Here is a 25,648-nt window from a genome sequence, read left to right on the forward strand (position 1 = left end):
TCCTCAAAAAATAAACCTCTGTATGCCTCCCCATTGTAACCTACATGGACAAAAGATAGCGATAAAAAAACGATCCCGTTGCAAAAACCCTACCGGCATGCTATGAATAGTGGGATAGATTTACGATGAAAAGAGAGGTGACCTTTACGATATGGAAAGCTTCGTTCTGCTGCATCCGGTACTTCAGGCGCTTATAGGGACCCTCTTCACCTGGGGAATGACCGCCGCCGGATCCGGGATGGTGTACGTAAGCAAGGAACCGGGGCAAAAGACCCTGGACGTCATGCTGGGCTTCGCGGCTGGAGTGATGATAGCAGCCAGCTACTGGTCCCTTCTGGCTCCGGCCATAGAGATGTCCGAGGAGATGGGGATTCCCGGCTGGCTTCCGGCAGCCATAGGCTTTCTGGCCGGAGGCGGCGCCCTGAGGCTGGTGGACCGATATCTGCCCCACCTCCACCTGGGACTTCCCACCAGCGAGGCCGAGGGCGTACATACCAGATGGAAGAGAACCACCCTGCTGGTACTGGCCATAACCCTGCACAACATACCGGAAGGGCTCGCGGTTGGAGTAGGCTTCGGAGCCGTGGCCTACGGTCTGCCGTCGGCAAGCCTGGCCGGGGCAGTGGCCCTGGCGCTGGGAATAGGGATACAGAACTTTCCCGAGGGCATGGCGGTATCCCTGCCTCTCAGAAGGGAGGGGCTTTCTCAGGGGAAAAGCTTCATGTACGGCCAGCTATCCGGCGTGGTCGAGCCCATCGCAGGGGTGATCGGAGCCGCCATAGTGGGGATATCCAGGCCGATCCTTCCCTACGCTTTGGCCTTCGCCGCCGGAGCCATGATATTCGTTGTGGTAGAGGAGGTCATTCCGGAATCTCAACAGAGCGGAAACGGCGACCTCGCAACGATGGGAGTCATGCTGGGGTTCACCGTTATGATGATCCTCGACGTGGCTTTGGGCTAGCAGGATGAGGTTAAAAACCGTTCGATCGACCGCTGTGGCTATGGCCCTTCTGTGTCTCCAGCTCCCCGCCTGGGGACTCGGAGGCATAGAGGGGATACCACAGTCGCCCATATATCACGCCGTATCCCAGACGGACCGACCGATAATACCCAAAGAAATTCAGCAAAGACAGTACGAAAAGCTCAAAACGCGTTTTTACTCTCCCTGGGACCAGGACGAGCCGAGAGAGGCCAAAGAGGTTATACAATGGGCTCTGGACCGTTACTGTAGAGACGGGATATACGGCGAAAACCTCTCCCCTCGCACCGACGAATGGAAAAAGAGGATGGCCGAGTCATGCCGGGTCGACTCGGTCGGAGAGCTGGGGACGAAGGCCATCTCCTTGAGGGAGACCTCCTTGAGACTGTTCCCTACGGGATCACCCGCCTTTCTGTCTCCCGACCTGCCGGGAGAGGGGTACCCCTTCGACTACCTACAGAACAGCCTGGTCCACGGAGGAGAGCCTCTCTACCTGTCTCACCTCTCCGAAGACGGACTTTGGGGATGGTGCGACACGTCCTACGCCTCGGGATGGGTGGACATGGCCGACCTGGCGACGGTGAACGACGAAATGGCGACGCGATGGAGATCCATGGAGCTGGCTGCGGTAGTGAGAGAAGACGTCGTTCTGGCACATCGCGGTAGGTCGCTCTTCAAGGCCAAGATAGGGACTCTGCTGCCTATGAAATCCAGAGGGGCGACCACCGTCACGGTGGAGATTCCCATGACAGGACCGGACGGGATAGCCTCGTCCGTCGAGCTGAGGGCGCCGATGACCTCCGTGTCCCCGACACCACTAAGCCCTACCGCCTGGAGTGCGGCGGCCCTGGCGGAGCAGTTGATGAACGAGATCTACGGCTGGGGAGGCTTTCTGAAAAACCGGGATTGCAGCGCCACCACCAGAGACCTTATGCTGCCTCTAGGCATCTGGCTGCCCAGAAACTCAAGTGCTCAGGCCAAGGAGGGCAAGGTCATATCCCTGGATGGACTATCTCGGCAGGAGAAGATAGATACGATCTCGAGAGAGGGAGTACCGTTTTTCTCCCTGATAGGCCAGCCGGGACACATAATGCTCTACGTGGGAACCTACAGGGGAAAACCCTTGATACTTCACGACATGTGGGGAATAAGGACCGAGAGAAAAGGCCGTGAGGGACGCTATATAGTGGGCAAAACCGTGATATCCACACTGGACCTGGGAGAGGACCTTCCGGACCACGCCCCGGGCAAACTGATACTGGACCGAATCGACAGATTGACGATTCCATGGCTCCCCGAAACATAAGTTGACATTTTATCTCCAAGAAGATATAAAGTAAGCCATATCGTTTTTGGAGGGAGTTGCTCACAACTATGTTCACCGATTTACTCGCCGCTCTTGCGGTGGTAGTCAACGGAATACCTCAGGGGCTGTTGGCCCTCATGTTCGGCTTCGCCGCCCTACCGACGGCGTTGGCCTTCGGGGTGGGAATAGCCGGGTCCCTTTACTTCAACTCGGTAGCCACCATATCGTTCCAGGCCGAGACCATCACCCTGGCAGGCACCATGGGGAAGGATCTGTCCGAAAGGCTCAGCATGGTCTTCTGGGGAGCCTTGTTCCTGCTGATCCCGTCTATGCTGGGCATGAACGAAAAGATAGTCTCGGCGATAGGCCCTGTGGTGGTCAACTCCATGATGGCCGGGGTGGGCCTGATGTTGGCCAACGTGGCCATAGACCTCTTCTCGTCGGAACGCTGGTCCGGTTCGGCCTCGGTAGCCGTGGCCCTCGTGGTGTGGTTCCTGACCAAAGATTTAGCCAGGACAATCATCGTGTCAGTCCTGGCCTCGACGCTTCTGTACAACTACCTGCTGAGATGCAGGGGGATGGACCTGGACGTTCACGTGATAGACGGGGCAAACGAGAAGTTCCGCTTCGGCATGGTCAAGTGGGATATATGGCGCCATCCCAGGATACTCTACGGAGCCCTGGCCATGGCCTGCCTCAACATAGGGGCCAACATCTCCTTCGGAAAGATAACCGGCAGCATAGCAGGGGTCGGCACCGACATAGATCACCTGGCCATCTACTCCAGCCTCGCCGACATGGCCTCCACCCTGTTCGGAGGGGCTCCGGTGGAGTCCATCATATCCGGAACCGCCACTGCTCCGAACCCGGTTAGATCGTCTGTCATGATGATGGCCATAATGGCCGCCCTGCTGCTGTTCAAGCTGCTGCCCACCATAGGACGGTACGTGCACCGCTCGTCCATCGCCGGCTTTCTGCTGGTGCTGGGGGTGTTCGTGACCTTCTCCACCAACATGGCCGCAGCGGTATCTCTGGTTCCGGATTTCCAGGGCCCCTTCGGCATGACCCCCTGGGGAATGGTGATCGGAGCTACCGTGTTCGCCTCGGCCAGATGGAATCCCTTCTTCGGATTGCTGGCGGGAGTGGCGGTAAGACTGGCCTTCGGGATATAGGAGGGTGGATTCGATGGACTTTTACGAACTACACCTGGCGGGACTGGTCAGGCGACTGCCCAAGGTAGCGATCTCGAAGAACCTGTCCATAGCGTCTTTCGTGATGATGGGAGATACGGAACTGGTGGAACGATGCGCCGAGAAGCTGACCGAAAAGCTGGGCGATACATCCCTGGACGCACTGGTCTGCCCCGAGGCGAAGGCGATTCCCCTGACCCACGCCATGGCCAGGATCATGAAGCTTAACTACGTCGTCATAAGGAAATCGGTGAAGGGCTACATGGTGGAGCCTCTGGTCGAGACGGTGAGATCGATAACCACCACAGAAGAACAGACCCTCGTCATGGACGGATCGGACGTGGCCAAGATAAGAGGGAGAAAGGTGTGTCTGGTGGACGACGTGGTGTCCACAGGGGCGTCTCTCCGATCGGCCAGACAGATACTCGACAGGGCCGGAGCCATAACGGTGGCTCAGGCAGCGCCTCTGCTCGAGGAGGGAGGTCACGACGGAGAAGGAGTGACCTTCTTGGAGACTCTGCCGGTATTCCCCACGGGAAAATAGATCGACCGATAGACAGGAGGGACCCACGATCGGGTCCCTCCTTTTTTTTCAATCCACCGCTTTCCAGAGCAATCGCCCCCGGTCCTCCAGAGGTTCCACCTCTCCACGGTCTATCAGATAGCTGAGATGAGCCGAAAGGGCCCCGAGGTTCAAGACGTATCTCAGGGGATCCATCTTCTTGTCCAGCCATTCCATCAACTTTCCCAACAGATCGTCTCTGGTCATCGGGGTTCTGCAAAGGGAGAGGACCCTGTCGGATATATCCAGCAGATGCCGTCTCGTCACGGAGATAAGCCTGGAGGGATCCTCCACGGTCGAAGCGTGGCAGGGAACGAACCACCGGGCCTCCAGCCTCTCCAGAAAATCGAGGGTAACGAGCCATTCCGCCACGTCCACCACGTAAAGCATTCCGTGAGCCTCCACCATATCGGAGTCGAACAACGAATCCCCCACGTAGGCGACCTCGTCCGGCGTAACGTAGCCCACCATCCCCGGGGAATGCCCCGCCAACGAGACCAGTCTCAGGCCGGTTTCCTCCCACTCTCCACACTGAGGCAACCGTCGATCCACCTGACACACCGGGGCCATCAGAAACTTGTTCTTGAGAGCCCCGAAAGGCGACGCCCCCCACAGGAACGACGGCTCGTAGATCGTCTCCTCCAGAAACGGACTCTCGAAGGCCGGCATAGCCACGGAACATCCGGTGGACTTCTTCAGATAGGCACATCCGCCGACGTGATCGGCGTGAAAATGGGTGCAGGCTACCCAGTTCAGGTGCCGGTCTTCCCTTTCGATCATGCGCCTCAAAGCCCTGCCGGACGATTCGTCCATGCCCGAATCCAGAAGAACCGTATCGTCCTTAGGTCCCCAGAGCCCCAGCTTTATGCGCCCCTCCACGACATAGCTATCTCCCAAGAGATGTGTCAATTTCAGATCCGCCATGGCGACTCCATCCCCTTCATGTCTATCTACCCCCGAAGAACCGGTCCAGATCGGATTTAAGAACCGCCTTGGCGGATGGATTGGTGTACATCATGTGGCCGCCGTCGTAGGTCCTAACCGTGACGTTCTTCTTCAGCCTCTCCACGGGAACGTCCAGACGTCCCAGTGTATAGAGGATGGAATCGGCGGTACAGGTCATATCGTAAGCTCCCATGGCCACGAATACCTTGAGAAAATCGCACCGTCTCATAGCGCTGGCCAGGAGATCCACCGTGTTCGGGTACCCTACGAATGCCTCCGAGCCGGACTGGAAGTTCCAGCGGTAGAGGGCCTCGTCGTTGCCGCTCAGATATTCTCTATCTGTGGAAAAATCGAGATCATCCCTGAGATAGGACATGAAAGCCGTGTAGTAAGGGGCACCGACCAGGGTGAACATGGGATCCTCTCCGTAGTCGTACCAGCCGCCCGGGCCGGTGAGCCTCGTATCGTAGCGACTGATCATGAGACGATCATCCTGGAGAAGCCCGGATAGAAATACTGCAGGGGGGACCCTCAAATTCAGGCTTTTTATGTCTCTCTCAGGAAGAGATGTGTAACGGTTCAGCCCCTCCAGCACCGCATCGAAATCCTCCTCGGACAACCCGTTGCCGGCCCATAGGGCCTTCAGATAGGCGCCGGAGGCCCAGTCCCTGACCTTGGAGAGGACCTTCTCCAGAGGCAGGCTTTGAAGATCCTCCGGAAGCTTGCCGTGATACCAGGCCGCTGCCGCCATGGCGGGCAGGGCGTGGATGTAGGGCCTGTCGTTGCTGCTGTCCGGCACCAGGTCGCCGTAGCTCGCCACCGGAGCCACCAGAATGATACCGGAAGGCATTATGCCCATGTCCATCAGAGCCGACGCCAGCCCGGTGGCCCTGATGCCGCCGTAGCTCTCCCCGGCGATATATATAGGCGATCCCCAACGGCCCTCTCTGGTCAGATACATCCTTATGAACTGGGCGACCGAGGCTACGTCCTCGGAAACTCCCCAAAAACGTTCGTTCGACTCGGGATCGCTCCCCCTGCTGAAGCCGGTTCCTATGGGGTCCACGAAAACCAGATCCGTATCCTCCAGGATCGTGTCTCCGTTGTCCTGAACGACGTAGGGCGGCCTTGGAAGGCCTATCCCTTTAGGAGACGACTTCACCACCTTGGGACCGAAAGCCCCCATGTGGAGAAAAAGAGACGAAGAACCGGGGCCTCCGTTGAAGGCGAAGGTCACAGGTCTGTCCTTTCCGGAGACCTTGGTCCTGGAGTAGGCCACGTAGAAGACCCTGCCAAGCTCCTCGCCCTTATCGTCGAAGACCGGCATCAACTCAGCCCTGGCCCGATAGTTCAACTTCTTGCCTGCCACCGTCACGGTGTGGTCGGTGACCGAGGCGTCCAAAGGCACGATCGCCTTTTCCGGAACGACCTCCTGAGACCTAGGCTGTTCCTCCGGGGCAACTACATCCTTTTCCGTCTCAGCCCATCCTATGGAGGACAAAGCAGTTAATATAAACGCCCCCAATAACAGAGCCAGATAAGATTTTTTCATTTTTCGACTATCTCCTCTCGGTAGAGGATGCCAGAGCAGGAACCCCTGAACCCTTTCCGGAACACTCTCGGGCCAAGTCCATCAACAGAGAGGCCAATCGAGAGCTTACATCTCTCGCCTCCATCGTAGTCTTCTCAGCCGCCCCCTTCCTTCCCTCGGAAAGGTGGGCCTCTATTTCGTGACCCATGTGATGGAGCTTATCGTGCAGAGAAACCACCTCTTTCCACCTGTCGGTCAGGTGATCAGGAGGGGTCGCCGTGGAAAGGAACAACCCGAAGCGACACTTGGTCGGGTCGGTCTCGAGATCCCAGAGACCTCCCTCGAGCAAGGACTCCAGACGATTCATCCATGCTCTGTGAGCATCAACCGCCTTTGACACAACCGACATCATGTCGGCACAGGTACCCAGGTTCATCTTTGAAAGCTCCTCAAGAAGCTCCTCGCCTTCCCTGGCCCCGTCGTTCACCCTGCCGGACAAATCGTCGACCATGCCTGATAGGGACTTGACCGACTCCCCGGCGTCTCCTATAACCTGGTTTATCTCCGACGCGAACCGGGAAACCGACTCGGCTCCGGATGCCATCTCCTGAGAGGAGGCGGAGAGTTCCTGAGCGCTGGCGGCAACGGTCTGAGATACCTCGTTGGTGTTGTCCATGCCCTCAAGTATCACAGTTATGGCCTGGACCACTCCGGAGATCCTCTCGGCCACTCCCTGCATCTCGTCCGACATGGACATGACGTCTTTGGATGTACCGTCGACGCCATCCATAAGTCCCGTCAGGTTATCGCCTATCTGAACTGCAGCACCTTTGCTCTCCTCCGCCAGTTTCCTGACTTCTTCGGCAACTACGGCGAATCCCCGCCCCGCCTCGCCAGCCCTGGCCGCCTCTATAGCCGCGTTGAGTGCCAGTAGGTTAGTCTGCTCCGCTATTCCCTGAATGGTCTGTACCACCTGGTGTATAACCTTAGCCTTATCCGCCAAGGATAAGGCCCTCTGGGATACCTGCTCCGCCTGTCCTCTGGCTGATTCCATAGCGACGGAGGTCTCTCCCAAGGCGGCCTCTCCCTCTTTGGCCTTGGAAACCACGTCCGCCACGGTCTGGTTGAGGTCTTCCGCCATACGGGCCAAAGCCTGAGAGGTGGAGGCTATCTCCTCCGAGGTGGCGTACTGGGTCTCAACAGCGCTGGAGACCTGATCCACCGCCTTGGCGCCTCGCACCACCCCCTCCTCCATGGACCTGAATGTACGGGAAAATAGCTCCAGAGAACGGGCCAGAGAGTTGAAAGCCGCCAGGAAGTCCTGGGTTCCCTGGGAGGTCTCCCAAAAATTGGTACGAAGGAGCTCCATAAAGTCGTTAAAACCCGATGCCATCCGTCCGGTCTCGTCAGCGGATCGAACTGGAAGACGCCATGTGAGGTCGGCTTTCCCCTCGGTGGAACGCCCCATGAAGAGATTCATCTCCCTTATGGGGGTTACCAGGGATTTACGATAGAAAACCACACACAGAAAAGCGATCAGAAGGGCCAGTACCAGCGAGACCTCCTGTATCCTCTCCAAGATTATGACCTTCCGTCCGGCGTAGGTCTCTATTGCAACGGTCGCCTTAGCCGCCGCGGCGAGTACGGACTGAGCCTTCTCGACGACGTCTTTCCAGGCCCCTTCGTCCGAACCGGACAACACCTTATCCACCGCCTTAAGATAAGAAGAGAAAGATTTGTCCACCTCCCTGAGAAGCGCTACCACCTCGGGGGAAGCGGCGGGAATATCGGTCCAAGTGCCCGCCTTGGGATCCAGCGGAGCTTTTCCCCCCGATATCAGAACACGGTTGGTCTCCTTGAAAAGGGAGATGGAGGACAAAGCCTCCTCCTTATACTTGCTATCGCCGGATAATCCATAGGCCAAGGAGGCCTTGGCGATACTCTGGGAAAGCATCCTCTGCCTGCCTGCCAGGTTTATGACCATCCCGTCTTTGTCCTGACCGGAGGTTATAACCAAGGTAGACCCCAGTGACAGGGTGAACAGCCCCACCAAAACCCCTAAGGGCAACACCAGCTTGAGAAGAAGACTTCTTTTCATTTTTCATCCCTCCATATCGTTAGCTCGACAGACAACGAAGATGAACGTCATATGTTCGGTAATTATACACGGAAGAGGCTACAAAGCCCAAGAGAGCGATGGGCTACAGTTACAATCCTTTATGATTCCCTCCATGTGATGTATAATTTCTTGTTCTAGGGAGGTTCCTGGCCTTTGACCTCCCCTTTCATACTGAGACATATCGGGAGGATTCACATGACCGTCAGCAATTCCTCGGAACTTAAAAGACAGATAGAGCGTCGCAGGACCTTCGGTATAATAAGCCACCCCGACGCGGGAAAGACTACCCTCACGGAGAAGCTCCTGCTCTTCGGAGGAGCCATAACCATGGCGGGAGCGGTAAAATCACGCAAGGCCTCCCGTCACGCCACCAGCGACTGGATGTCCATCGAGCAGGAAAGGGGAATCTCCGTCACCAGCTCGGTGATGAAGTTCGAATATCGGGACTACGAGATAAACCTGCTGGACACCCCGGGACACAAGGACTTTTCCGAGGACACATACAGGGTTCTCACCGCCGTGGACAGCGCCGTGATGGTTATAGACAGCGTCAAGGGGGTCGAGGAACAAACCAGGAGGCTCATGGAAGTCTGCCGGATGAGAAACACACCCATCATGACCTTCGTGAACAAGCTGGACAGGGAGGGAATGTCTCCCTTAGAGGTGATGTCCGACATAGAGGAAACCCTACAGATAGAGTGCGCCCCTCTCACCTGGCCGGTGGGAATGGGCAAGGGCTATAAGGGGACCTACGACATATACAGAAAAAAGCTCACCCTCTTCCGTGCCGGCTTCGAGTCCCTGAGGGAACAGGACATGGTGACGGAGATATCCGACCTGTCCGACCCCAGGCTGGACGAGCTTCTGGGATCCCAGGCGGACGACCTGAGAGGCGACGTGGAACTTCTGGAGGGAGCGGCCAACCCCTTCGACCTGGACGACTACCTTAAGGGCAGCCAGACCCCGGTCTTCTTCGGAAGCGCCGTGAACAACTTCGGCGTCAAGGAGATGCTGGACAGCTTCGTGGAGATAGCTCCCTGCCCCGGCCCCAGGGAGACTACGACCAGGACGGTATCTCCCGACGAGGAGGAGTTCTCCGGCTTCGTCTTCAAAATACAGGCCAACATGGACCTGGCCCACAGGGACCGCCTGGCCTTCATGAGGATATGCTCGGGAAAATTCCAGAGAGGGATGAAGGTCAAACATCACAGAATAGGCAAGGACATAACCATGTCCAACCCCACCATATTCATGGCCCAGGACAGAGAGCTGGTCGACGAGGCCTGGCCGGGAGACATCGTGGGCATACACAACCACGGCACCATAAAGATAGGGGACACCTTTACCGACAAAGAACCCCTTCAGTACACCGGAATACCGAGCTTCGCGCCGGAGCATTTCAGAAGAGTCAGGCTGGACTCTCCCATGAAGTCCAAACAGCTTCACAAGGGGCTGTTGCAGCTATCCGAAGAGGGAGCCATACAGGTCTTCCGGCCGATAAACGACAATATATTCATACTGGGAGCCGTCGGCGTGCTTCAGTTCGACGTGGCTGTGGCCAGGCTCAAGGCCGAGTACTCGGTGGACGCAAGCTACGACTCCACCCCCTACTCGGTGGCCCGGTGGGTCCGTTGCGACGACCCCAAGAAAATGGCCGAGTTCGAGAAAACCCAGCAGAACAACCTGGCCAAAGACAGCGCCGACCAGCTGGTTTACCTGGCGGCCAACAACTGGGACCTTAAGTACGTGGAGAACCACTGGCCGGAAGTACAGTTTCTGAAGACATGTGAACACTCGGGGGAATAACCTAAACATTACGGAGGAGGAAGCGGGATGCTCACTCTAAAGGACACATGCAGGATCGCTGTGGTCCAGGCGGCACCGGTCATGTTCGACAGCAAAGCCTCTACGGAAAAAGCAGTCGACCTCGCTAAGAAAGCCGCCGAGAAAGGGGCTGAGCTGATCGTTTTCCCCGAGCTTTTCATTCCAGGCTATCCCTACGGGATCACCTACGGGTTCACGGTGGGAAGCAGGACCGTCGAAGGTCGGGAGGACTGGAAAAAATACTACGACAACTCGATCGTCGTGCCAGGTCCGGAGACCGAGGCTCTCGGTAAAGCCGCCGAGGAGGCCGGTGCGTTTTTGAGCATCGGAGTGTCGGAACGGGACTCCCTATCGGCGACGCTCTACAACTCCAACCTGCTGTTCTCCCCGGAAGGAGAGCTGCTCTTCTCCCACAGGAAACTGAAACCCACCGGCACAGAGCGGGTGGTATGGGGGGACGGTGACAAAGGGCTCTTTCCCGTGGCGGAATCGCCCTGGGGACCGATCGGAAGCCTGATCTGCTGGGAAAGCTACATGCCCCTGGCCAGGGTCGCCCTCTACGAAAAGGGAGTGACCCTCTACATCTCTCCCAACACCAACGACAACGAGGAATGGCAGTCCACCATCCGCCACATCGCCATAGAGGGACGGTGCTACTTCGTCAACTGCGACATGTACTTCACAAAGGACACGTACCCCAAGGACCTGAACTGTTCCGACGAGATAGCCAAACTGCCGGAGACGGTCTGCCGTGGCGGAAGCTGCGTCATAGATCCCTACGGTCACGCCGTGACTGAGACCATATGGGACGAGGAAACAATCATATTCGCCGAGCTGGACATGCAGAAGGTGCCCGCCAGCCGAATGGAGTTCGACCCCTGCGGCCACTACTCCCGACCGGACGTGCTGAAACTGGTGGTGCAGGATAAATAATCGATCACCTCGTTTAGGTTATCGTACGAGACAGTCGGCTTTCTTGGAAAGCCGACTGTCTTTTAGTCACAAGAGGACTACTACCGTTTATCCGCAGGAGAGTTGTCGAGATACCCATCCACCAACGTCATCAAATCGTCCTCGTCTTTCGGATTATCGGCTTAATGTTACGAGATCTTCGGTCTCATCTACGCCCATACCGTGAGTCCTCCTAACCTTGGATTGTCAGGAACTAAGCGAAAGTTCCACTTCGACACCCTTTATGCTACCATCCTACCTAACGGTAGGAGAAAATCCATCAGGAGGCATCTACAATGAAAAACTCTCTGGATAAACTGACTATAAGAGGTTTTAAGTCGATTCAGTCCCTCGACAATTTTGAACTTAGAAACCTAAACGTTTTTATCGGTGGCAACGGGGCTGGAAAAAGCAACCTGATAGACTTTTTCCGACTGCTTAGAAACCTCATAGATGGCAACCTGAACTATTACGTCCGTATGTCTGGAGGAATCAGTGATCTGCTCTTTAACGGTCGCAAGACCACCCATAAAATGGAGTTCGAAGCTTATTTCGGCCAACGAGGCTATCGTTTCAGCATAACTCCCGGCCCGGCAGAAGATTGCATATTAACCGAAGAGGCTCGATACTATGACAACAGCTCTAGCGGTTGGTGGAAACTAACGGGAGAAAGAAGAGAAAACGAATCCTTGTTAGTGAAAGAAGCAAAGAGCAAAATCAAAGATTCAGAGTACAGCAGCCCTGTCTACGACGCTATTTCATCCTGGCAGATATATCATTTCCACGATACCGGCTCAACGGCAGGTATGAGGCACTACGAAATCGTCCAGGACGACAAAAATCTACGCTTCGACGGATCAAACATCGCACCATATCTCCTTAGGCTCAAGAACGAACACGTACAGGAATACCGGGAAATCCTGGACGCAGTGCGTCTGGTTACACCCTTTCTCGATGATTTCATCCTTGAGCCATCGTTATTCGGCGAAAGGGAGAAGGTCAATCTTTCATGGACTCAAAAAGGATCGGACTACCCCATGCAACCGTACCATCTTTCCGACGGTTCAATACGGTTCGTCTGTCTCGCAACGGCGCTTCTTCAACCGGCCCCCCCATCCACGATCATAATAGACGAACCAGAACTAGGGCTTCACCCTTTCGCCATAGCTATACTGGCGGAACTAGTTCAAAATGCGTCGGACAGAACGCAGTTGATCGTAGCGACACAATCGCCAAAATTCATAGATCACTTCGAGCTGGAAGATATCGTAGTAGTCAACAGGAAAGACGGCTCGTCCGATTTCAAACGTCTACAGAGGGCGGAATATGCCACCTGGCTGGATGATTACTCGGTAGGAGAGCTGTGGGACAAAAACGTCATCCCCGGAGGACCTCGCCATGAATGACTACATCGAAGTAGTCGCTATTGTGGAAGGACAGACGGAACAGGCCTTCATAAATTATATTTTAGGAGAGTATCTCTACACAAAGAACATCTTCATAACCCCTATCATGGCATCTAAGCCAGGACAAAAGGGAGGAGATGTTAAATTTGCCAGAGTAAAAAGGGACATTAGTCATCAACTGAAACAACGAAAAGATACGTTTTTAACTACCTTCATAGATTTCTACGGTATAGACAAAAAATGGCCCGGTGTCGATAAGGCGGTGGGACAGACAACACCTTCGATACAAGCGAAAACCCTAAACGACGCCACTAAACGGGAAATCGGTGAAAGTTTCCCCGACTTAGACTCAGATAGACGATTTATCCCTTACGTATCTATACATGAGTTCGAGGCTCTGCTTTTCAGCGACACGGAGGTTCTCTCGAGACACCTTGACGTTCCCTTAAAAAAGATCGATAAAATCATAGGACAATGCAAGGAACCAGAAAGAGTGAATAACTCACCGGATACCGCTCCGTCTAAAAGACTAAAAAAACTAAGCTCCAGGTTCCAGAAAACGACCATGGGAATAGCGATAGCGAAAGAGATAGGGATTCCCAAGATGCGTAAGAAATGCCCGGTTTTCAATGCCTGGCTCTCTGAGATAGAATCCTTGAGATAAGACGATTCAGACGAATCCATTTTCTCATCCTTGACATCTCCCCCTGCATGCCCTAGAATCCTCCTCAACTTACCGAACTCTGAAAGGAGAACCGCGAGATGAATATAAACGTAATCGTCAATAGCCTCGCCCTATCGCTAACCATCGACCGCGGAGTCTCCCTCCGGAGTCGTCGGTAGCGTTTACCTCGTCTATCGATAACGACCTTCCAAGGGCCGATTTCGCACAGTCTTGCGGATCGGCCCTTTTCATTTCTCTCGGGTCCTCCCAAGACCGTGCGCACAAAAACGCAAGGAGGACAACATGAAGAGAACCCTCGCATCTCAGATAATAGCCAGCCACACCACGGATCCCGTCAAAGAGGGAGCCATCTGCCGGGTATCGGTGGACTTCGCCTTCGTAAACGACATCACCGCTCCTCCCGCCATAGACGCCATGGCGGCCATGGGAAGAAACCGGGTATTCGATCGGAAGCGATGCGCCATAGTTCCGGACCACTTCACCCCCAACAAGGACATAGCCTCGGCGGAGCAGGCAAAAAAATCCCGTATATTCGCCTCGGAGCAGGAAATGCTCTACTGGGAGGTTGGACGGGCCGGCATCGAGCACGCCATGCTTCCCGAAAAAGGCTACATACTCCCTGGCGACATCGTTCTGGGCGCCGACAGCCACACCTGCACCGGCGGCGCCATGGGAGCCTTCTCCACGGGGATGGGTTCCACCGACCTGGCCGGAGCCTGGGCCACAGGCGAGACCTGGCTCATGGTCCCTCCGACGGTACGCATAGATTTCCGGGGCTCCATATCCAGACACATCACGGGAAAGGACCTCATATTGGCGGTCCTGCGCGAGATATCGGTACAGGGAGCCAGATACATGGCCCTCGAGTTCGGAGGGGATGCCTTGGCCTCCATGTCGATGGACCACCGATTCACCGTGGCAAACATGGCGGTCGAAGCAGGAGGCAAGGCCGGGCTCTTCGTCCCGGACGAGACCACCCTGGCCTACGCAGAGGCTAGAGCCTCACGCCCCTTCACCGCCAGATATCCCGACGAGGGATGCGAATACGCCAAACGGGTGGAGATCGACGTGGACAAGCTCACGCCGCTGGTGGCGGCGCCCCACTCTCCGGACAACGTAAGGCCAGCATCCACCTTCGGAGACACCGAGATACAGCAGGTCTTCATCGGATCCTGCACCAACGGAAGGCTGGAGGACATGGCGGCGGCGGCATCGGTGCTCGAGGGGAAGAAGGTCCATCCGTCGGTCCGGTGCATAGTCATACCGGCGTCCTACGAGGTATATAACGCCTGTCTGGAGAAAGGCTACATCCGGACCTTCACCGAGGCAGGGGCGGCGGTCTGCACTCCGACGTGCGGCCCATGCCTGGGAGGACACATGGGGATACTGGCGGAAGGCGAGAGATGCGTGTCCACCAGCAACAGAAACTTCGTCGGCAGAATGGGACACCCGAAGAGCGAGGTATATCTGGCCAGCCCTGTGACGGCGGCCTGGAGCGCCGTCAAGGGACACATCGCCGATCCGGCGCAGGAGGAGGCATAGCCATGAGAGGAAAAGCCTGGAAATTCGGAGACCACGTGGACACAGATGTAATAATACCGGCCAGATATCTGGTCACGGCCGATCCTGAGACGCTTGGCGCCCACTGCATGGAGGACGGCGACCCCGATTTCGCTAAAAAGATATCCCAGGGGGACATCATTATCGGAGGAGAGAACTTCGGCTGCGGATCCAGCAGAGAACACGCCCCCATCGCCATAAAGGGAGCGGGGATCTCCTGCGTCATAGCTAAATCCTTCGCCAGGATCTTCTTCCGCAACTCCATAAACGTGGGGCTGCCCATCTTCGTCTGCCCCGAGGCGGCAGAGAGAATATCCCAGGGCGACGAGGTGACGGCGGACATGGAGGTCGGAGTCATCTCGGACGAGACGACCGGGGAAAGCTGGACCGTACCGGCATTTCCCGAATATCTCCGTGGAATAATCGCCGCCGGCGGACTGGTGCCCTTCGTGGCGTCCGGAGCGGGGAGATAGGGCCATGACAGTTAAGATAATAGCCCAGATCGCAGGAGACGGAATAGGTCCGGAGGTAATCAGGCAGGGACGAAAGGCGGCGGACGCCGCCACGGCCAAGACGGGGACGGATCTGGAATGGAGGACCTTTCCATGGGGAGCGTCCCACTACCTCTCCACCGGTGAGATCCTTCCGGACGACGCAGTGGAGAGGCTTTCGGAGTGCGACTCCATATATCTGGGAGCCATAGGGGATCCAAAGGTCAAGCCGGGGATACTGGAAAGAGGCATCCTTCTGACGCTGCGATTCGGCTTCGACATGTACGTGAACCTCCGTCCCGCCAGAGCCTTTCCCAAGGTACCGGTTCCGATAGCGGGAGCGGACGGCCATTCGATAGACATGCTGGTGGTCCGGGAGAACACCGAGGACCTCTACATGGGGCTCGGAGCCACCGGAGACGGAAGCATCGACGAGGCCATAGAGGCGAAAAGAGGGCTCTACGACCTGACTGGCAACGTAAAGCTGGAGACTGGACACAGGATGGCCATGCAGATGGGAATAGCCACAGAACCGGCTATCAGAAGGATAACCGCCACGGCCTGCCGCTTCGCCAAAGGACGAGGAGACGATTCGATACTTCTGGCAACCAAGGCAAACGCTATGCCCCAGCTTTACGGCTTCTGGGAGGAGATAGCCGCCGACGAGGCCAAGGCTCAGGGAATGCCGATGGAGACGATGAACGTGGACGCCATGTGCTACCACGCAGTCAGAAGCCCTTGGGATTTCGGCACCGTGCTCTGCCCCAACCTGTTCGGCGACATAGTCAGCGACCTCTTCGCCGGAATAACCGGAGGGCTTGGAGTGGCGGCGGGAGGCAACCTGGGAGACGGGCTGGGGATGTTCGAGCCCATACACGGCTCGGCCCCGGACATTGCCGGAACGGACAGGGCCAACCCTCTGGCCGCCATCCTATCGGCGGGACTGATGCTCGACTCCCTGGGAGAACACCGGGCCGCCAAGACGATAGACCGAGCGGTGGAGACCTTCCTTAGCGAAAACGACGGAGACGACCTTCCCAGAGAGATGGGAGGCCAGGCAGGCACAGAGGCGGTCGGAGACAGGGTCGCCGAGATAATAGAGAGAATCGGAGAGGAGACTCCTTGACATGAAAGACACGGTTCGCATCTTCGACACCACCTTGAGAGACGGAGAACAGGCGGCGGGCATAAACCTCAACGGAACGGAGAAACTTCAGATAGCCAGACAGCTCGCAGCCCTAGGGGTGGACGTCATAGAGGCGGGCTTTCCTGCTTCCTCACAGGGCGATTTCGACTCGGTGAGATCCATCGCCTCCGAGATAGACGGTCCGATCATAGCCGGATTGGCCAGGGCAAACGAAGGGGACATAAGAAGAGCCGCCGAGGCCGTCAGGGAAGCATCTAGAAGCAGAATACACACCTTTATCGCCACCAGTCCCATCCACATGGAGCACAAGCTCAAGATGTCTCCCGAAGAGGTCGTTAAAAGGACGACCGACGCGGTTTCCCTGGCCGCCTCTTTGGTCAAGGACGTGGAGTTCTCCGCCGAGGACGCCAGTCGATCCGATCCGGAGTTTCTCATGGAGGTCTTCACCGCAGCCATAGCCGCGGGAGCCACGACGATAAACGTCCCGGACACGGTGGGCTACGCCACCCCGGGAGAGTTCGGCGACTTCCTCTCCCGCATAATGGAGGGCACCGAGGGATCGGAAAAGGCCATATGGTCCGTCCACGTCCATAACGATCTTGGGCTGGCTGTGGCGAACTCGGTGGAGGCGGTAAGACGAGGAGCCAGACAGGTGGAATGCACCGTCAACGGCATAGGAGAGAGGGCGGGCAACGCGTCTCTGGAGGAGATAGTCATGGCCCTCAAGGTCCGCCGGGACGTTTTCTCGGTGGACACCGCGATAGATACCACCAGGCTCTACGACACCAGCCGAATGGTCTCCCGGCTCACCGGGGTCCATCTTCCGCCCAACAAGGCCATAGTGGGAGACAACGCCTTCGCCCACGAAGCGGGGATACACCAGCACGGAGTCCTCTGCAAGAGGGAGACCTACGAGATAATGCATCCCAAGGACGTTGGGGCTCCGGAGACCAAGCTCGTCATGGGGAAGCACTCTGGTCACCACGCCTTCGCCAAAGAGCTCGAATCGATGGGATACTCCCTCACCGACCAGGAGCTCAAGAGGGCCTTCTCCCTCTTCAAGGAACTCTGCGACAAGAAGGAGATGGTGACGAAAAGCGACATGGAGGCCCTTGTTGTGGACGAGATCCTCTCGATCTGCCCGGACAGAAAGTTCTCCGTCAAGGATTTCGCCGTCCACTCCGGCAGAGGAAGGGCGACCGCAGCCATATCTCTGATCGAGGGCAAAAACGAGATTCAAGACGCCGCCACGGGCAACGGCCCTGTCGACGCCTCCTACGCGGCGATAAGGAGGATCGTGGGAATAGAGCCGGAGCTGGCGGCCTACAGGATAATATCGGCAAGCGAGAAATCGGACGCCCTGGGAGAGGCCAGAGTCACCCTGCGGCACGACGACATGGAGGTCCAGGGACGGGGAGTCAGCACCGACGTGATAGAGGCCAGCATAAAGGCATACGTAAACGGCATAAACCGACTGTATCAGACCGCCGCCGCCAGAGGGGTGGAGATAGTGCGACAGAGGCAGGCCGTTTAGATTTCTAAATAAGGCGGCTCGAATCATATACGGTTCGAGCCGCCTTTTCGTATATAAACACAGGCTCTTGCGAAGACCTAATGTTTTTATAGACCCTCTAAGTATCTTTTACGGTAAAAGTCTTTTTATCTTGGTACATCGACATGGTAAATATGCTATGATCTACACATTCCAAAACAGGCAAAATAACAAAATGATCTACTTTGTGAGAGGAGGCTTTAGATTGAAGCTAAAACAAAACTTAATTTTAATCTGCATCTTGGCACTTCTGACGACGGCGTTATTCGGAACCGGAGGATGTGGAGGAGGAAGCTCTCTTCCCACAACTCCCAAGGAGATCGAACCGGGATCGGAATATGAGGGAACTCTGTCCTTTAACGATAACGGAGAGGAGACCATCCTTATGAGCACTAGGTACGAGGCTCATAATATCGAGACAAGCGCCAGCCTGCCTCCCGCAGTGGCCTTGTTCGTGACTGAGGAAAAATATCTCGACGAGACCTCCGGGAAACTGAAGGCATCGTCCAACACCTCCTTCACCACGGAAAACGACGTGGAAACATTCCTTAAAGACAGCTGGGATCCTTTTTACGATGGAAAGGACGATGAAGGAGTTAACGCTCAAGAGTTTCTCGACTTCTTGACCGAGTACAACATGCCTATGGATCAGTTCTTCCGCTTCCTCAAGGCTACAGGCGATTCCGTAAGCGAGTTGGACGACATCGTGAAGGTTTATTCGTCTCAACTGGAAGAGCTGGACGGAAAGGACGTCTTCAACGAAATAGAGTCGTTCTGCGATCTTACAGGTATAGAACTGGGTACCTATTTCACCGATGTCAAGGAGACATTCGCGACCTACTCCTCCTTTTGTTCGAAGCTTGTGGAACTTGGCACGGGACAATCGGGACTTTACAGCTCCTATGTCGACTGGTACATGGACCAAGAAACAGAGCTGGCCGACCCCTTCGACTCGTTTTTGAGCTATCTGAAGAACAAATCCAACAACGCTAAAAACGGAGAAGATAAGATCGATCCGGTAAAGATAGCAAAGTTGGGTTTGGAGGTAGTGAAGTTCGGATGGGACGTCATAAAGGACGGCAAACCCCAGCTTTCGGCGGACGGGGCCTTTACCTCCGTCCTGAGAAAGGACACCTCGGGACTGGACTACGAATACGCCAAGACGAACAAAACAGGGACCATAGAGTACAAGGTCACCGACGCTTGGATCAAGTCGTGGGTCCTGATAGATGCGAAGATGAAGGGCGTAGCCTCCTATGCAGCGACCAACCCCAATTTCGGGGGACAATATCTTCCGAACGTCCAACTGGACGTGGAAAACTCCTATGCAATATGGGGCATGAATCTCAACATAAACGCCCAGGTATCAAACGTTATAAACGCCTCTTCGGTGGCAAACCCCGATCCCGAGATAGACGTTATAGCTAAAGTCAACGCAGGATGGCTATTTCAATCGTTCGGACAATCCGCCTATTTCAAGGTCCAGGGAAGCAGAGGTATCTCTTTTAAAGGATGAAAATAAGAAAGTTTGACGTTTAGCGAAAACTTCCCCTGTTTTTTCGGGGGAAGTTTTTACTTGAAACTCAACTGAAAAAGGAGGAGCCACAATGAGATATGCTCTAGCGATACTGTCACTTTTCTTCTTATCGATAGCACCGTCTCTGACGGAGGGATCGGAAAACGGGACTATACCGAAGGGACTATCCAGGGGAGAGATTCTCCTCTCGTATTTTCAAGACACCGAGATGGATTTTCAGCTTCTTAGAAGTCTCGGAGCCGACGCGACAGGAGGAGGTTCTCCCGGAGAGATTCTTCTGGCGGCCAAAGATATAGAGGAGGGTGACCCAGCTTCCTGGTCAGCTGCCTTTCTTTCCCTCGCAGAAAGGGTCGAGACGGACGGAAGGACTCGCCTGAAAAGGGGCCACGAAATAAGCGCAGGGGAAAGCCTTCTGAGAGCAGCGTCCTATTATCGTGCGGCGGAATACTATGGCGATCCGACCTCTCCCGAAACCGCAAAGTGGGGAATGAAATGTCGAAAAGCTTTCATCGATGGGATGAAACTATCTCCCTGGGAAATAGAGGAACTGTACATACCTTTTGGAGAGGACTCTCTTCCGGGATATTTCATATCGTCTCCTTCGAACGATACGCCGAGAAAAACCCTGATAGCCCAAAGCGGTTTCGACGGTACGGCGGAGGAAATGTACTTCGCCGTGGGAGAAGCCGCCCTCAGAAGAGGATACAACGTCCTTCTCTTCGAGGGCCCGGGACAGGTGGGGAAACGTCGATTCGACAAAGAGTCTACCTTCGTTCCAGACACCTCCCCAGCTCTCAGGGCGGTGGTGGATTTCGCCCTGTCCAGACCTGAGATAGACCCTGAAAAGATCGCCCTTTACGGGGCCAGCTTCGGAGGCTATTTCGCCCTGTCCGGAGCGGTCGGGGAAAGTAGGCTGAAAGCCCTTATAGTAAACTCCCCTATAATAGACGCTCGGGAGTACTTTTTCGCCGCAGTAGGCCCCAAGTTCGTGGAGATGTTCGAGAAACAGGACCTGACGGTGGAGGAAATCCTGAAACTGCCAAAGGAAGAACTTCCTCCCAAATATCGTTTTTCCCTCCTGAACCTGTGCATCCGCTACGGCAAGCCATCCGTAAAAACCACACTGGAGGCCATGCAGGCGTTTCATGTCGACGAGGATCGTATCGAAGCCATGGAATTTCCGGCCCTGGGAATGGTGGGGGAAAAAGAGGGAACGGTACCGCTGAGCCAGGCGAAACGGTTCGAGAAACTGGCCCAAAAGGGAAGCCTCCACATATTCGAGGAAAAAAGCGGAGCCAACATCCACTGCCAGCTGGACAACATGCCCCTGTCATGGGCGGTAGCCCTGGACTGGCTTGACGAACAGTTCGACTAAAGCGATAAAGGCATGCGACAGGCCTAATCGTCGGTCGCATGCCTTTCTGCTTTTTGCGTAAATTGTCTTATACCATCCCGAAACATCTTGAAACTTTGAGATCTGTTCGTCTCAACGTCGAGGTTGAAATCCCCCTGATCCTCGTTTACTCCTTCCTCTTGCCCCTTCCAAGCGAGTCCCTTTCCATGCTCCAGAAAAAGAAAAGAAAAAGGCCAACCACGCTTCTGTCCCTTACGGCGCTGTCTAAGACACTCTCTAAGGACATAGGGTCTGCCTGAAGAGTCAACGTCTATCGATAAGACAACACAAAACATGCATCTATCGCTACTATACAAGGTAATTGGACCTTCCCACACGAACATGTGTAGACATACCACTATTTGGAGTCAAAACGGTACACCATTTTTAGCTATAGACCACCATAAGTCTGTCGCTCACGGTGGAGACCAGCTCGTCGGCGCTCTCCCTCACCAAGGGCATGACCCTGCGGTGACAGCGGAAGAACAGAAGGTACGACCACAGCACCTCGAAACCGCCTCTGTCGAACTCCGCCGCGGTGGGCAGGTATCCCCTGCACCCGTTGGTGTAGCCTCCGAAGAAGACCAGTTCGCTGCCCGCCCTCTCGGCTATATCCAAGGCTATCCCGCACATGGCCTCCTCCGGAACACCGCAGATACAGCCTTCGTCCAGAAGAAAATACTGAATCTCCATGTTCACCCTACCCTCGGTCATTCCGGCCTCTCTCAGCCCGGCGACCTCCGCCAGCCAGGAGGATCCGTCTATTCCGCAGATATCCAGAGCCTCTTTGGCGATATCCTCGGCACGGACTTTCGAGGGGATCTCGAATCTAAAATCCTTCATCTCCGACAACATCCTCAGCCTGGAAACGGGACGGACCACTATCCCGGACATCACGTCACCCACGGCCCGCTCTATCTCGTCGGCCATCTTTTCCAAAGCCTCTACGTTCTCTTCTTCAAGCCCCTTCAGAATATCCTCACCGAGGGACTCCGCCTCTCTGGAATATATCTCCAACCGCTCCCCCATGGAATTACGGAAACGGGGTCTCACGTCGCCGGAGGCACCCTGAGTGATCATCACAGGGCAGCCGTAACGTTTCTTTAGCCTCTCCCTGGCGAAGCCCACGTAGTCCGAGGAGATCTTTCGATTGTCTCCGACCAGCACGTTGGCGTGGGCGGTACACCTGAGCAAAAGGGCCTTTACATCTCCGGAGGATTCGTCCACCACCTTCAGCACCCCTACCCGCCTGTCGAGACATTCGGCATCTCCACGGCGGTTCAGGCCTATATCGCCGTAGGCCACTCCCCATCCGGCATGAACGGGAGACAGGTCCGCGACGGCTCGTGACACTCCGTCGGTCAGGCTCGACAGGAGAAAATCGACATATTCCCTCTCGAAAAGGCCGTCGGGAGCCGAATGGGTATGGGTGAAACAGACCATTATCCTCTCGGCCGGTATCCCCGACGATTGGGACAGCTCCGACCTGAGCCAGGTCGTTATCTCCACCGTGAGCCCTATGCTGTCCACCGAGATAAGGCAAAGACGCTCGCCGTCCTTCTCCCATAGGAACACCTGAGCGGCCAGGCCGTCCAACACCCCTACGGAGGTCTGATCCGACCTGTCGAACCCCACCATTGTCACCGGGTTCTTGGGGGTGATGTCCACCTCGGCACAGCCCATAGAAGTTTTTGAAGTTTTATAATTCATGGCACCATCTCATTTCATAAAAAATCGAGTTCATTATAGACGGAATAGGCTAAAAGACCAGTCCTACAGCTACGCTCCTGTGCATCCGATATAAATTCAACGACAATAGGAGGTGGAAGACATGCCCCACATAGAGGGTGAAAGAATCGTACTGAGAGAGTTTAGGCTGACGGACAAGGAGTCCATCATAGCGTGGGTGAACGATCCGGAGGTGGTCGGAACCCTGTCGGACCGTTTTCTGCTTCCCCGCACCGAGCCTCAGATAGAGACATGGATAAAGACCCTCACCGAGAAGGAGACCGACAGAGAGGCCCATTTCGTGATAGCCGACAGGAAGACCCTTGCCTATATAGGTCAGATAGACTTCCACGTAATAGACTGGAAAAACCGTTCGGCGAGGATAGGGCTCGTCGTAGGCTCCCCCGGCAACAGGGGAAAGGGCTACGGATCGGAGGCCCTGAACACCCTGGTCGATTACGGCTTTCGTTTCATGAATCTGCACAGAATGGACCTGCTGGTAAGGGAGGACAACCTGTCAGCCATAAAATGCTACGAAAAATGCGGTTTCGTGGAGGAAGGCAGGATGAGAGAGGCAATCTTCAGGGACGGACGTTACCTCGATATGATAGTCATGTCCATTTTGGAGGGATAGAGCCCTTCACTTATTCCTACTTATATGGTATGTTTTTATCGTGCACCACGATAAAGCACCGTAAAAGGAGGGATCGATTTTGGATCTTGGACTGAGAGATAAGACAGCCATAGTGATGGCCTCCAGCGGAGGTCTCGGCAAGGGTATAGCCACCGAGCTCGCCAGAGAGGGAGCCAAGGTGATGCTGTTCAGCCCGTCGGAGGAAAAGCTGGCAGAAGCTCAAAGGGATATAGAGAAGGAGACCGGCAACAGGCCGTCCTTCTTCGTCGGAGATATCACCGCGGCGGAGGACATAAAGGGCCTGGTGGACGCCACCGTGAAAAAACTAGGGCCTGTCTACGCCCTGGTGAACAACACCGGAGGGCCTCCTGCCGGTACCTTCGACGACTTCGAGGACACGGCCTGGCAAAAAGCCTTCGAGCTCACGCTTTTGTCCTATATCCGTACCGTCAGGGCGGTCCTTCCGTCCATGAGGGGCAACGGAGGCGGCAGGATCGTGAACTCCACTTCGTCCTCGGTAAAATCGGTCCTGGACAACCTGATACTGTCCAACACCTTCAGGACCGGGGTCATGGGGCTGACGAAATCCCTGTCCCAAGAGCTCGGAAAGGACGGCATTCTGGTCAACGTCATAGGTCCGGGAAGGATAGGTACCGCCAGGATAGAGCATCTGGACTCGATCAGGGCGGAAAGGTCGGGGCTGTCGGTCGAAGAGGTCCGACGCAAGGCCTTCGACTCCATCCCCCTGGGAAGATATGGAACAGTGGACGAATACGGCCGATTGGCCGCCTTCCTCTGCTCCGAGGCCAACACCTACATAACGGGACAGACTATCCTCCTGGACGGAGGGATGGTCAAGGCGTTCTAGCAAAGGAAGTTCTCACACAGGGGGCCGAGGCAAATTTTCGCCTCGGCCCCTTTAGGTCACCTCAACAACGGCATGGCACCGGTGAGGCTGTTCACCTTCTTAGCGTCGCCGCAGATGGCCAACCCCAGATAGACGTAACAGCTCTCCTCCGTAGAGGCGGATTTTTCAACGTACTCTCCGTAGGTCCTGCAACCTCGGGCAACGTCGGAAAAGTCCACCACGGTCAGATCGTCGTAATCCTCCCGATAGAGCATGCCGCGGAGCTCCTTCAGCTTTTCCTCCGACCCTTTCAAGACCGGAACAGGGATCTTGACTATGCCCTCGTGGGAAAAGCCGCTCCCATCGGTCACGTCCTCCCCCACAGCCTCGGGAAACCTCATGGCTCATTTGATGTAGCAGTATCGCCCCAGTAACCTCCGGTGTTTACAACATCTCATTGGATTTCAGTGTAGCAAACGACAAGGCACAAGTTCGCCCCCAAACACAAGGGGAAAAAGGCAGATAGGAGAAAGAAAGGCGATTGCTTTGGCTTAGAAGCCTTTTTTCCACTAGCTCAATTGAAACAGACAACGCCCAAAATCCTTTGACAAATATTAGAATAGCTCGGACATAAGATCTTTCTCTTTTGGCAAATGATTTCTCCTTACAATAGCATGCATTCCTTCTACAAGAAGGTGCCAAGCTCTTAGCAATTGTTCAAAAGTAACATCAACGGTCCTGCCATGAGCCACATTAGACCTAATTGTATAGCTAACCCTTGAAGCATCATAAACTTCCTTTCGCTCTTCACCCACTAGAAGAGACAATAACAATGAAACTCGAAAAGAAAGTTCTTGTGAAATTTCAAATAACGACTCAATTCCCTGCCATATTTGCATTAAGCACATGCCCGAATCCTTAATAGTAGGTGCCACAGAAATAGCCTTCCTTGCTAATCTAAGCTGGGGATGTTTTCTTTCCATATCAAGCCATTTTTTTGCAATATCAATAGAATCAATAAAAAACTTACTATTTATTTTTTGTTTGCCGTTAAAAATAGTATAGCTATAGAAGTTCTCAAAATCAGATATTTTAACAGAACCAATTTCTGCAACTTCCATTTCTTTTATCCAGTCTGGCAACTGATCTCTACGATGTTGGCTTTATAGTGGACCCGGAAAAATGGACCACCGAGTAAGTTGCTAGGTTAAGGTCAAGAACAGGCTGCTGTATCATAGGTCTCAGAAAGAGGGGGACATAA

Annotated in this window: 22 protein-coding genes; 16 read left to right on the forward strand and 6 right to left on the reverse strand. The window is 55.1% G+C overall.

Translation table 11 applies throughout. From position 1 onward, the window contains the following. Window positions 1-151 precede the first annotated feature (151 nt). From L2W58_RS05950 to L2W58_RS05965, 4 genes are all read left to right on the forward strand, one after another. Window positions 152-961: a ZIP family metal transporter gene (locus L2W58_RS05950; protein ID WP_236102396.1), complete on the forward strand. Its 810-nt coding sequence runs from the start codon at window positions 152-154 to the stop codon at window positions 959-961. 4 nt (window positions 962-965) lie between these two features. After that, a complete protein-coding gene (locus L2W58_RS05955) occupies window positions 966-2,285 on the forward strand; it encodes an SH3 domain-containing C40 family peptidase (protein ID WP_236102398.1) in 1,320 nt (439 codons plus the stop codon). Window positions 2,286-2,353: 68 nt separating this feature from the next. Beyond that, the gene (locus L2W58_RS05960; RefSeq protein ID WP_236102400.1) at window positions 2,354-3,457 is read left to right on the forward strand and encodes an NCS2 family permease; all 1,104 of its coding nucleotides are present in this window, start codon (window positions 2,354-2,356) and stop codon (window positions 3,455-3,457) included. A gap of 13 nt (window positions 3,458-3,470) precedes the next feature. Further along, window positions 3,471-4,019 carry a phosphoribosyltransferase family protein gene (locus tag L2W58_RS05965; protein WP_236102402.1) on the forward strand — a complete coding sequence of 183 codons (549 nt, stop codon included), beginning with the start codon at window positions 3,471-3,473 and terminating at the stop codon, window positions 4,017-4,019. Between the two features lie 48 nt (window positions 4,020-4,067). Here the strand turns inward: L2W58_RS05965 and L2W58_RS05970 are convergent, their stop codons facing one another. The 3 genes from L2W58_RS05970 to L2W58_RS05980 are packed head-to-tail and all read right to left on the reverse strand — an operon-like array spanning window position 4,068 to window position 8,611. After that, on the reverse strand, window positions 4,068-4,961 hold the full coding sequence (locus L2W58_RS05970; protein WP_236102404.1) for an MBL fold metallo-hydrolase: 894 nt from the start codon (window positions 4,959-4,961) through the stop codon (window positions 4,068-4,070). Window positions 4,962-4,983: 22 nt separating this feature from the next. Further along, a complete protein-coding gene (locus L2W58_RS05975; protein WP_236102406.1) occupies window positions 4,984-6,534 on the reverse strand; it encodes a S10 family peptidase in 1,551 nt (516 codons plus the stop codon). Between the two features lie 7 nt (window positions 6,535-6,541). Beyond that, entirely contained in the window at window positions 6,542-8,611 is a 2,070-nt protein-coding gene (locus L2W58_RS05980; RefSeq protein ID WP_236102408.1) for a methyl-accepting chemotaxis protein, read from the reverse strand. A 216-nt stretch (window positions 8,612-8,827) separates the two neighbouring features. On the opposite strand from L2W58_RS05980, the gene L2W58_RS05985 reads away from it, so the two are divergent. The 10 genes from L2W58_RS05985 (at window position 8,828) to L2W58_RS06030 (ending at window position 21,160) form a co-directional block, all read left to right on the forward strand. Then, the gene (locus tag L2W58_RS05985) at window positions 8,828-10,438 is read left to right on the forward strand and encodes a peptide chain release factor 3 (RefSeq protein ID WP_236099317.1); all 1,611 of its coding nucleotides are present in this window, start codon (window positions 8,828-8,830) and stop codon (window positions 10,436-10,438) included. Between the two features lie 27 nt (window positions 10,439-10,465). Further along, on the forward strand, window positions 10,466-11,389 hold the full coding sequence (locus L2W58_RS05990) for a carbon-nitrogen hydrolase family protein (protein ID WP_236102410.1): 924 nt from the start codon (window positions 10,466-10,468) through the stop codon (window positions 11,387-11,389). A 314-nt stretch (window positions 11,390-11,703) separates the two neighbouring features. Further along, window positions 11,704-12,813 carry an AAA family ATPase gene (locus L2W58_RS05995; protein WP_236102411.1) on the forward strand — a complete coding sequence of 370 codons (1,110 nt, stop codon included), beginning with the start codon at window positions 11,704-11,706 and terminating at the stop codon, window positions 12,811-12,813. Further along, window positions 12,806-13,477: a DUF4276 family protein gene (locus L2W58_RS06000; RefSeq protein ID WP_236102413.1), complete on the forward strand. Its 672-nt coding sequence runs from the start codon at window positions 12,806-12,808 to the stop codon at window positions 13,475-13,477. The genes L2W58_RS05995 and L2W58_RS06000 overlap by 8 nt, the downstream gene beginning before the upstream one ends. Before the next feature lie 303 nt (window positions 13,478-13,780). Next, on the forward strand, window positions 13,781-15,040 hold the full coding sequence (locus L2W58_RS06005; protein ID WP_236102415.1) for a 3-isopropylmalate dehydratase large subunit: 1,260 nt from the start codon (window positions 13,781-13,783) through the stop codon (window positions 15,038-15,040). Window positions 15,041-15,042: 2 nt separating this feature from the next. Then, window positions 15,043-15,531 carry a 3-isopropylmalate dehydratase small subunit gene (locus L2W58_RS06010; protein WP_236099311.1) on the forward strand — a complete coding sequence of 163 codons (489 nt, stop codon included), beginning with the start codon at window positions 15,043-15,045 and terminating at the stop codon, window positions 15,529-15,531. A gap of 4 nt (window positions 15,532-15,535) precedes the next feature. Then, window positions 15,536-16,675, forward strand: coding sequence for an isocitrate/isopropylmalate dehydrogenase family protein (locus tag L2W58_RS06015; protein WP_236099310.1), 1,140 nt, complete (start codon window positions 15,536-15,538; stop codon window positions 16,673-16,675). Between the two features lies 1 nt (window position 16,676). Next, entirely contained in the window at window positions 16,677-18,230 is a 1,554-nt protein-coding gene (locus tag L2W58_RS06020; RefSeq protein ID WP_236102417.1) for a 2-isopropylmalate synthase, read from the forward strand. Between the two features lie 223 nt (window positions 18,231-18,453). Then, window positions 18,454-19,764, forward strand: a complete 1,311-nt coding sequence (locus L2W58_RS06025; RefSeq protein ID WP_236102419.1) for a hypothetical protein — start codon at window positions 18,454-18,456, stop codon at window positions 19,762-19,764. Between the two features lie 91 nt (window positions 19,765-19,855). Further along, complete coding sequence (locus tag L2W58_RS06030) at window positions 19,856-21,160, forward strand: alpha/beta hydrolase family protein (protein WP_236102421.1); 1,305 nt, start codon at window positions 19,856-19,858, stop codon at window positions 21,158-21,160. 405 nt (window positions 21,161-21,565) lie between these two features. On the opposite strand, the gene L2W58_RS06035 is transcribed toward L2W58_RS06030, so the two are convergent. After that, entirely contained in the window at window positions 21,566-22,888 is a 1,323-nt protein-coding gene (locus tag L2W58_RS06035) for a hypothetical protein (protein ID WP_236102423.1), read from the reverse strand. A 121-nt stretch (window positions 22,889-23,009) separates the two neighbouring features. Between L2W58_RS06035 and L2W58_RS06040 the strand changes: the two genes are divergently transcribed. Together L2W58_RS06040 and L2W58_RS06045 are read left to right on the forward strand one after the other, a co-directional pair. Next, complete coding sequence (locus L2W58_RS06040) at window positions 23,010-23,540, forward strand: GNAT family N-acetyltransferase (RefSeq protein WP_236102424.1); 531 nt, start codon at window positions 23,010-23,012, stop codon at window positions 23,538-23,540. Window positions 23,541-23,619: 79 nt separating this feature from the next. Beyond that, window positions 23,620-24,408 (forward strand): SDR family oxidoreductase, encoded by a 789-nt coding sequence (locus tag L2W58_RS06045; protein WP_236102426.1) that lies wholly within the window; start codon window positions 23,620-23,622, stop codon window positions 24,406-24,408. Window positions 24,409-24,464: 56 nt separating this feature from the next. On the opposite strand, the gene L2W58_RS06050 is transcribed toward L2W58_RS06045, so the two are convergent. Both L2W58_RS06050 and L2W58_RS06055 read right to left on the reverse strand, forming a co-directional pair. Then, window positions 24,465-24,788: a DUF2000 domain-containing protein gene (locus tag L2W58_RS06050; protein WP_236102428.1), complete on the reverse strand. Its 324-nt coding sequence runs from the start codon at window positions 24,786-24,788 to the stop codon at window positions 24,465-24,467. A gap of 213 nt (window positions 24,789-25,001) precedes the next feature. After that, window positions 25,002-25,529, reverse strand: coding sequence for a HEPN domain-containing protein (locus tag L2W58_RS06055; RefSeq protein WP_236102430.1), 528 nt, complete (start codon window positions 25,527-25,529; stop codon window positions 25,002-25,004). Window positions 25,530-25,648: the final 119 nt, after the last annotated feature.

Origin of the sequence: Dethiosulfovibrio faecalis, from assembly GCF_021568795.1 — a bacterium.
Lineage (GTDB): Bacteria > Synergistota > Synergistia > Synergistales > Dethiosulfovibrionaceae > Dethiosulfovibrio > Dethiosulfovibrio faecalis.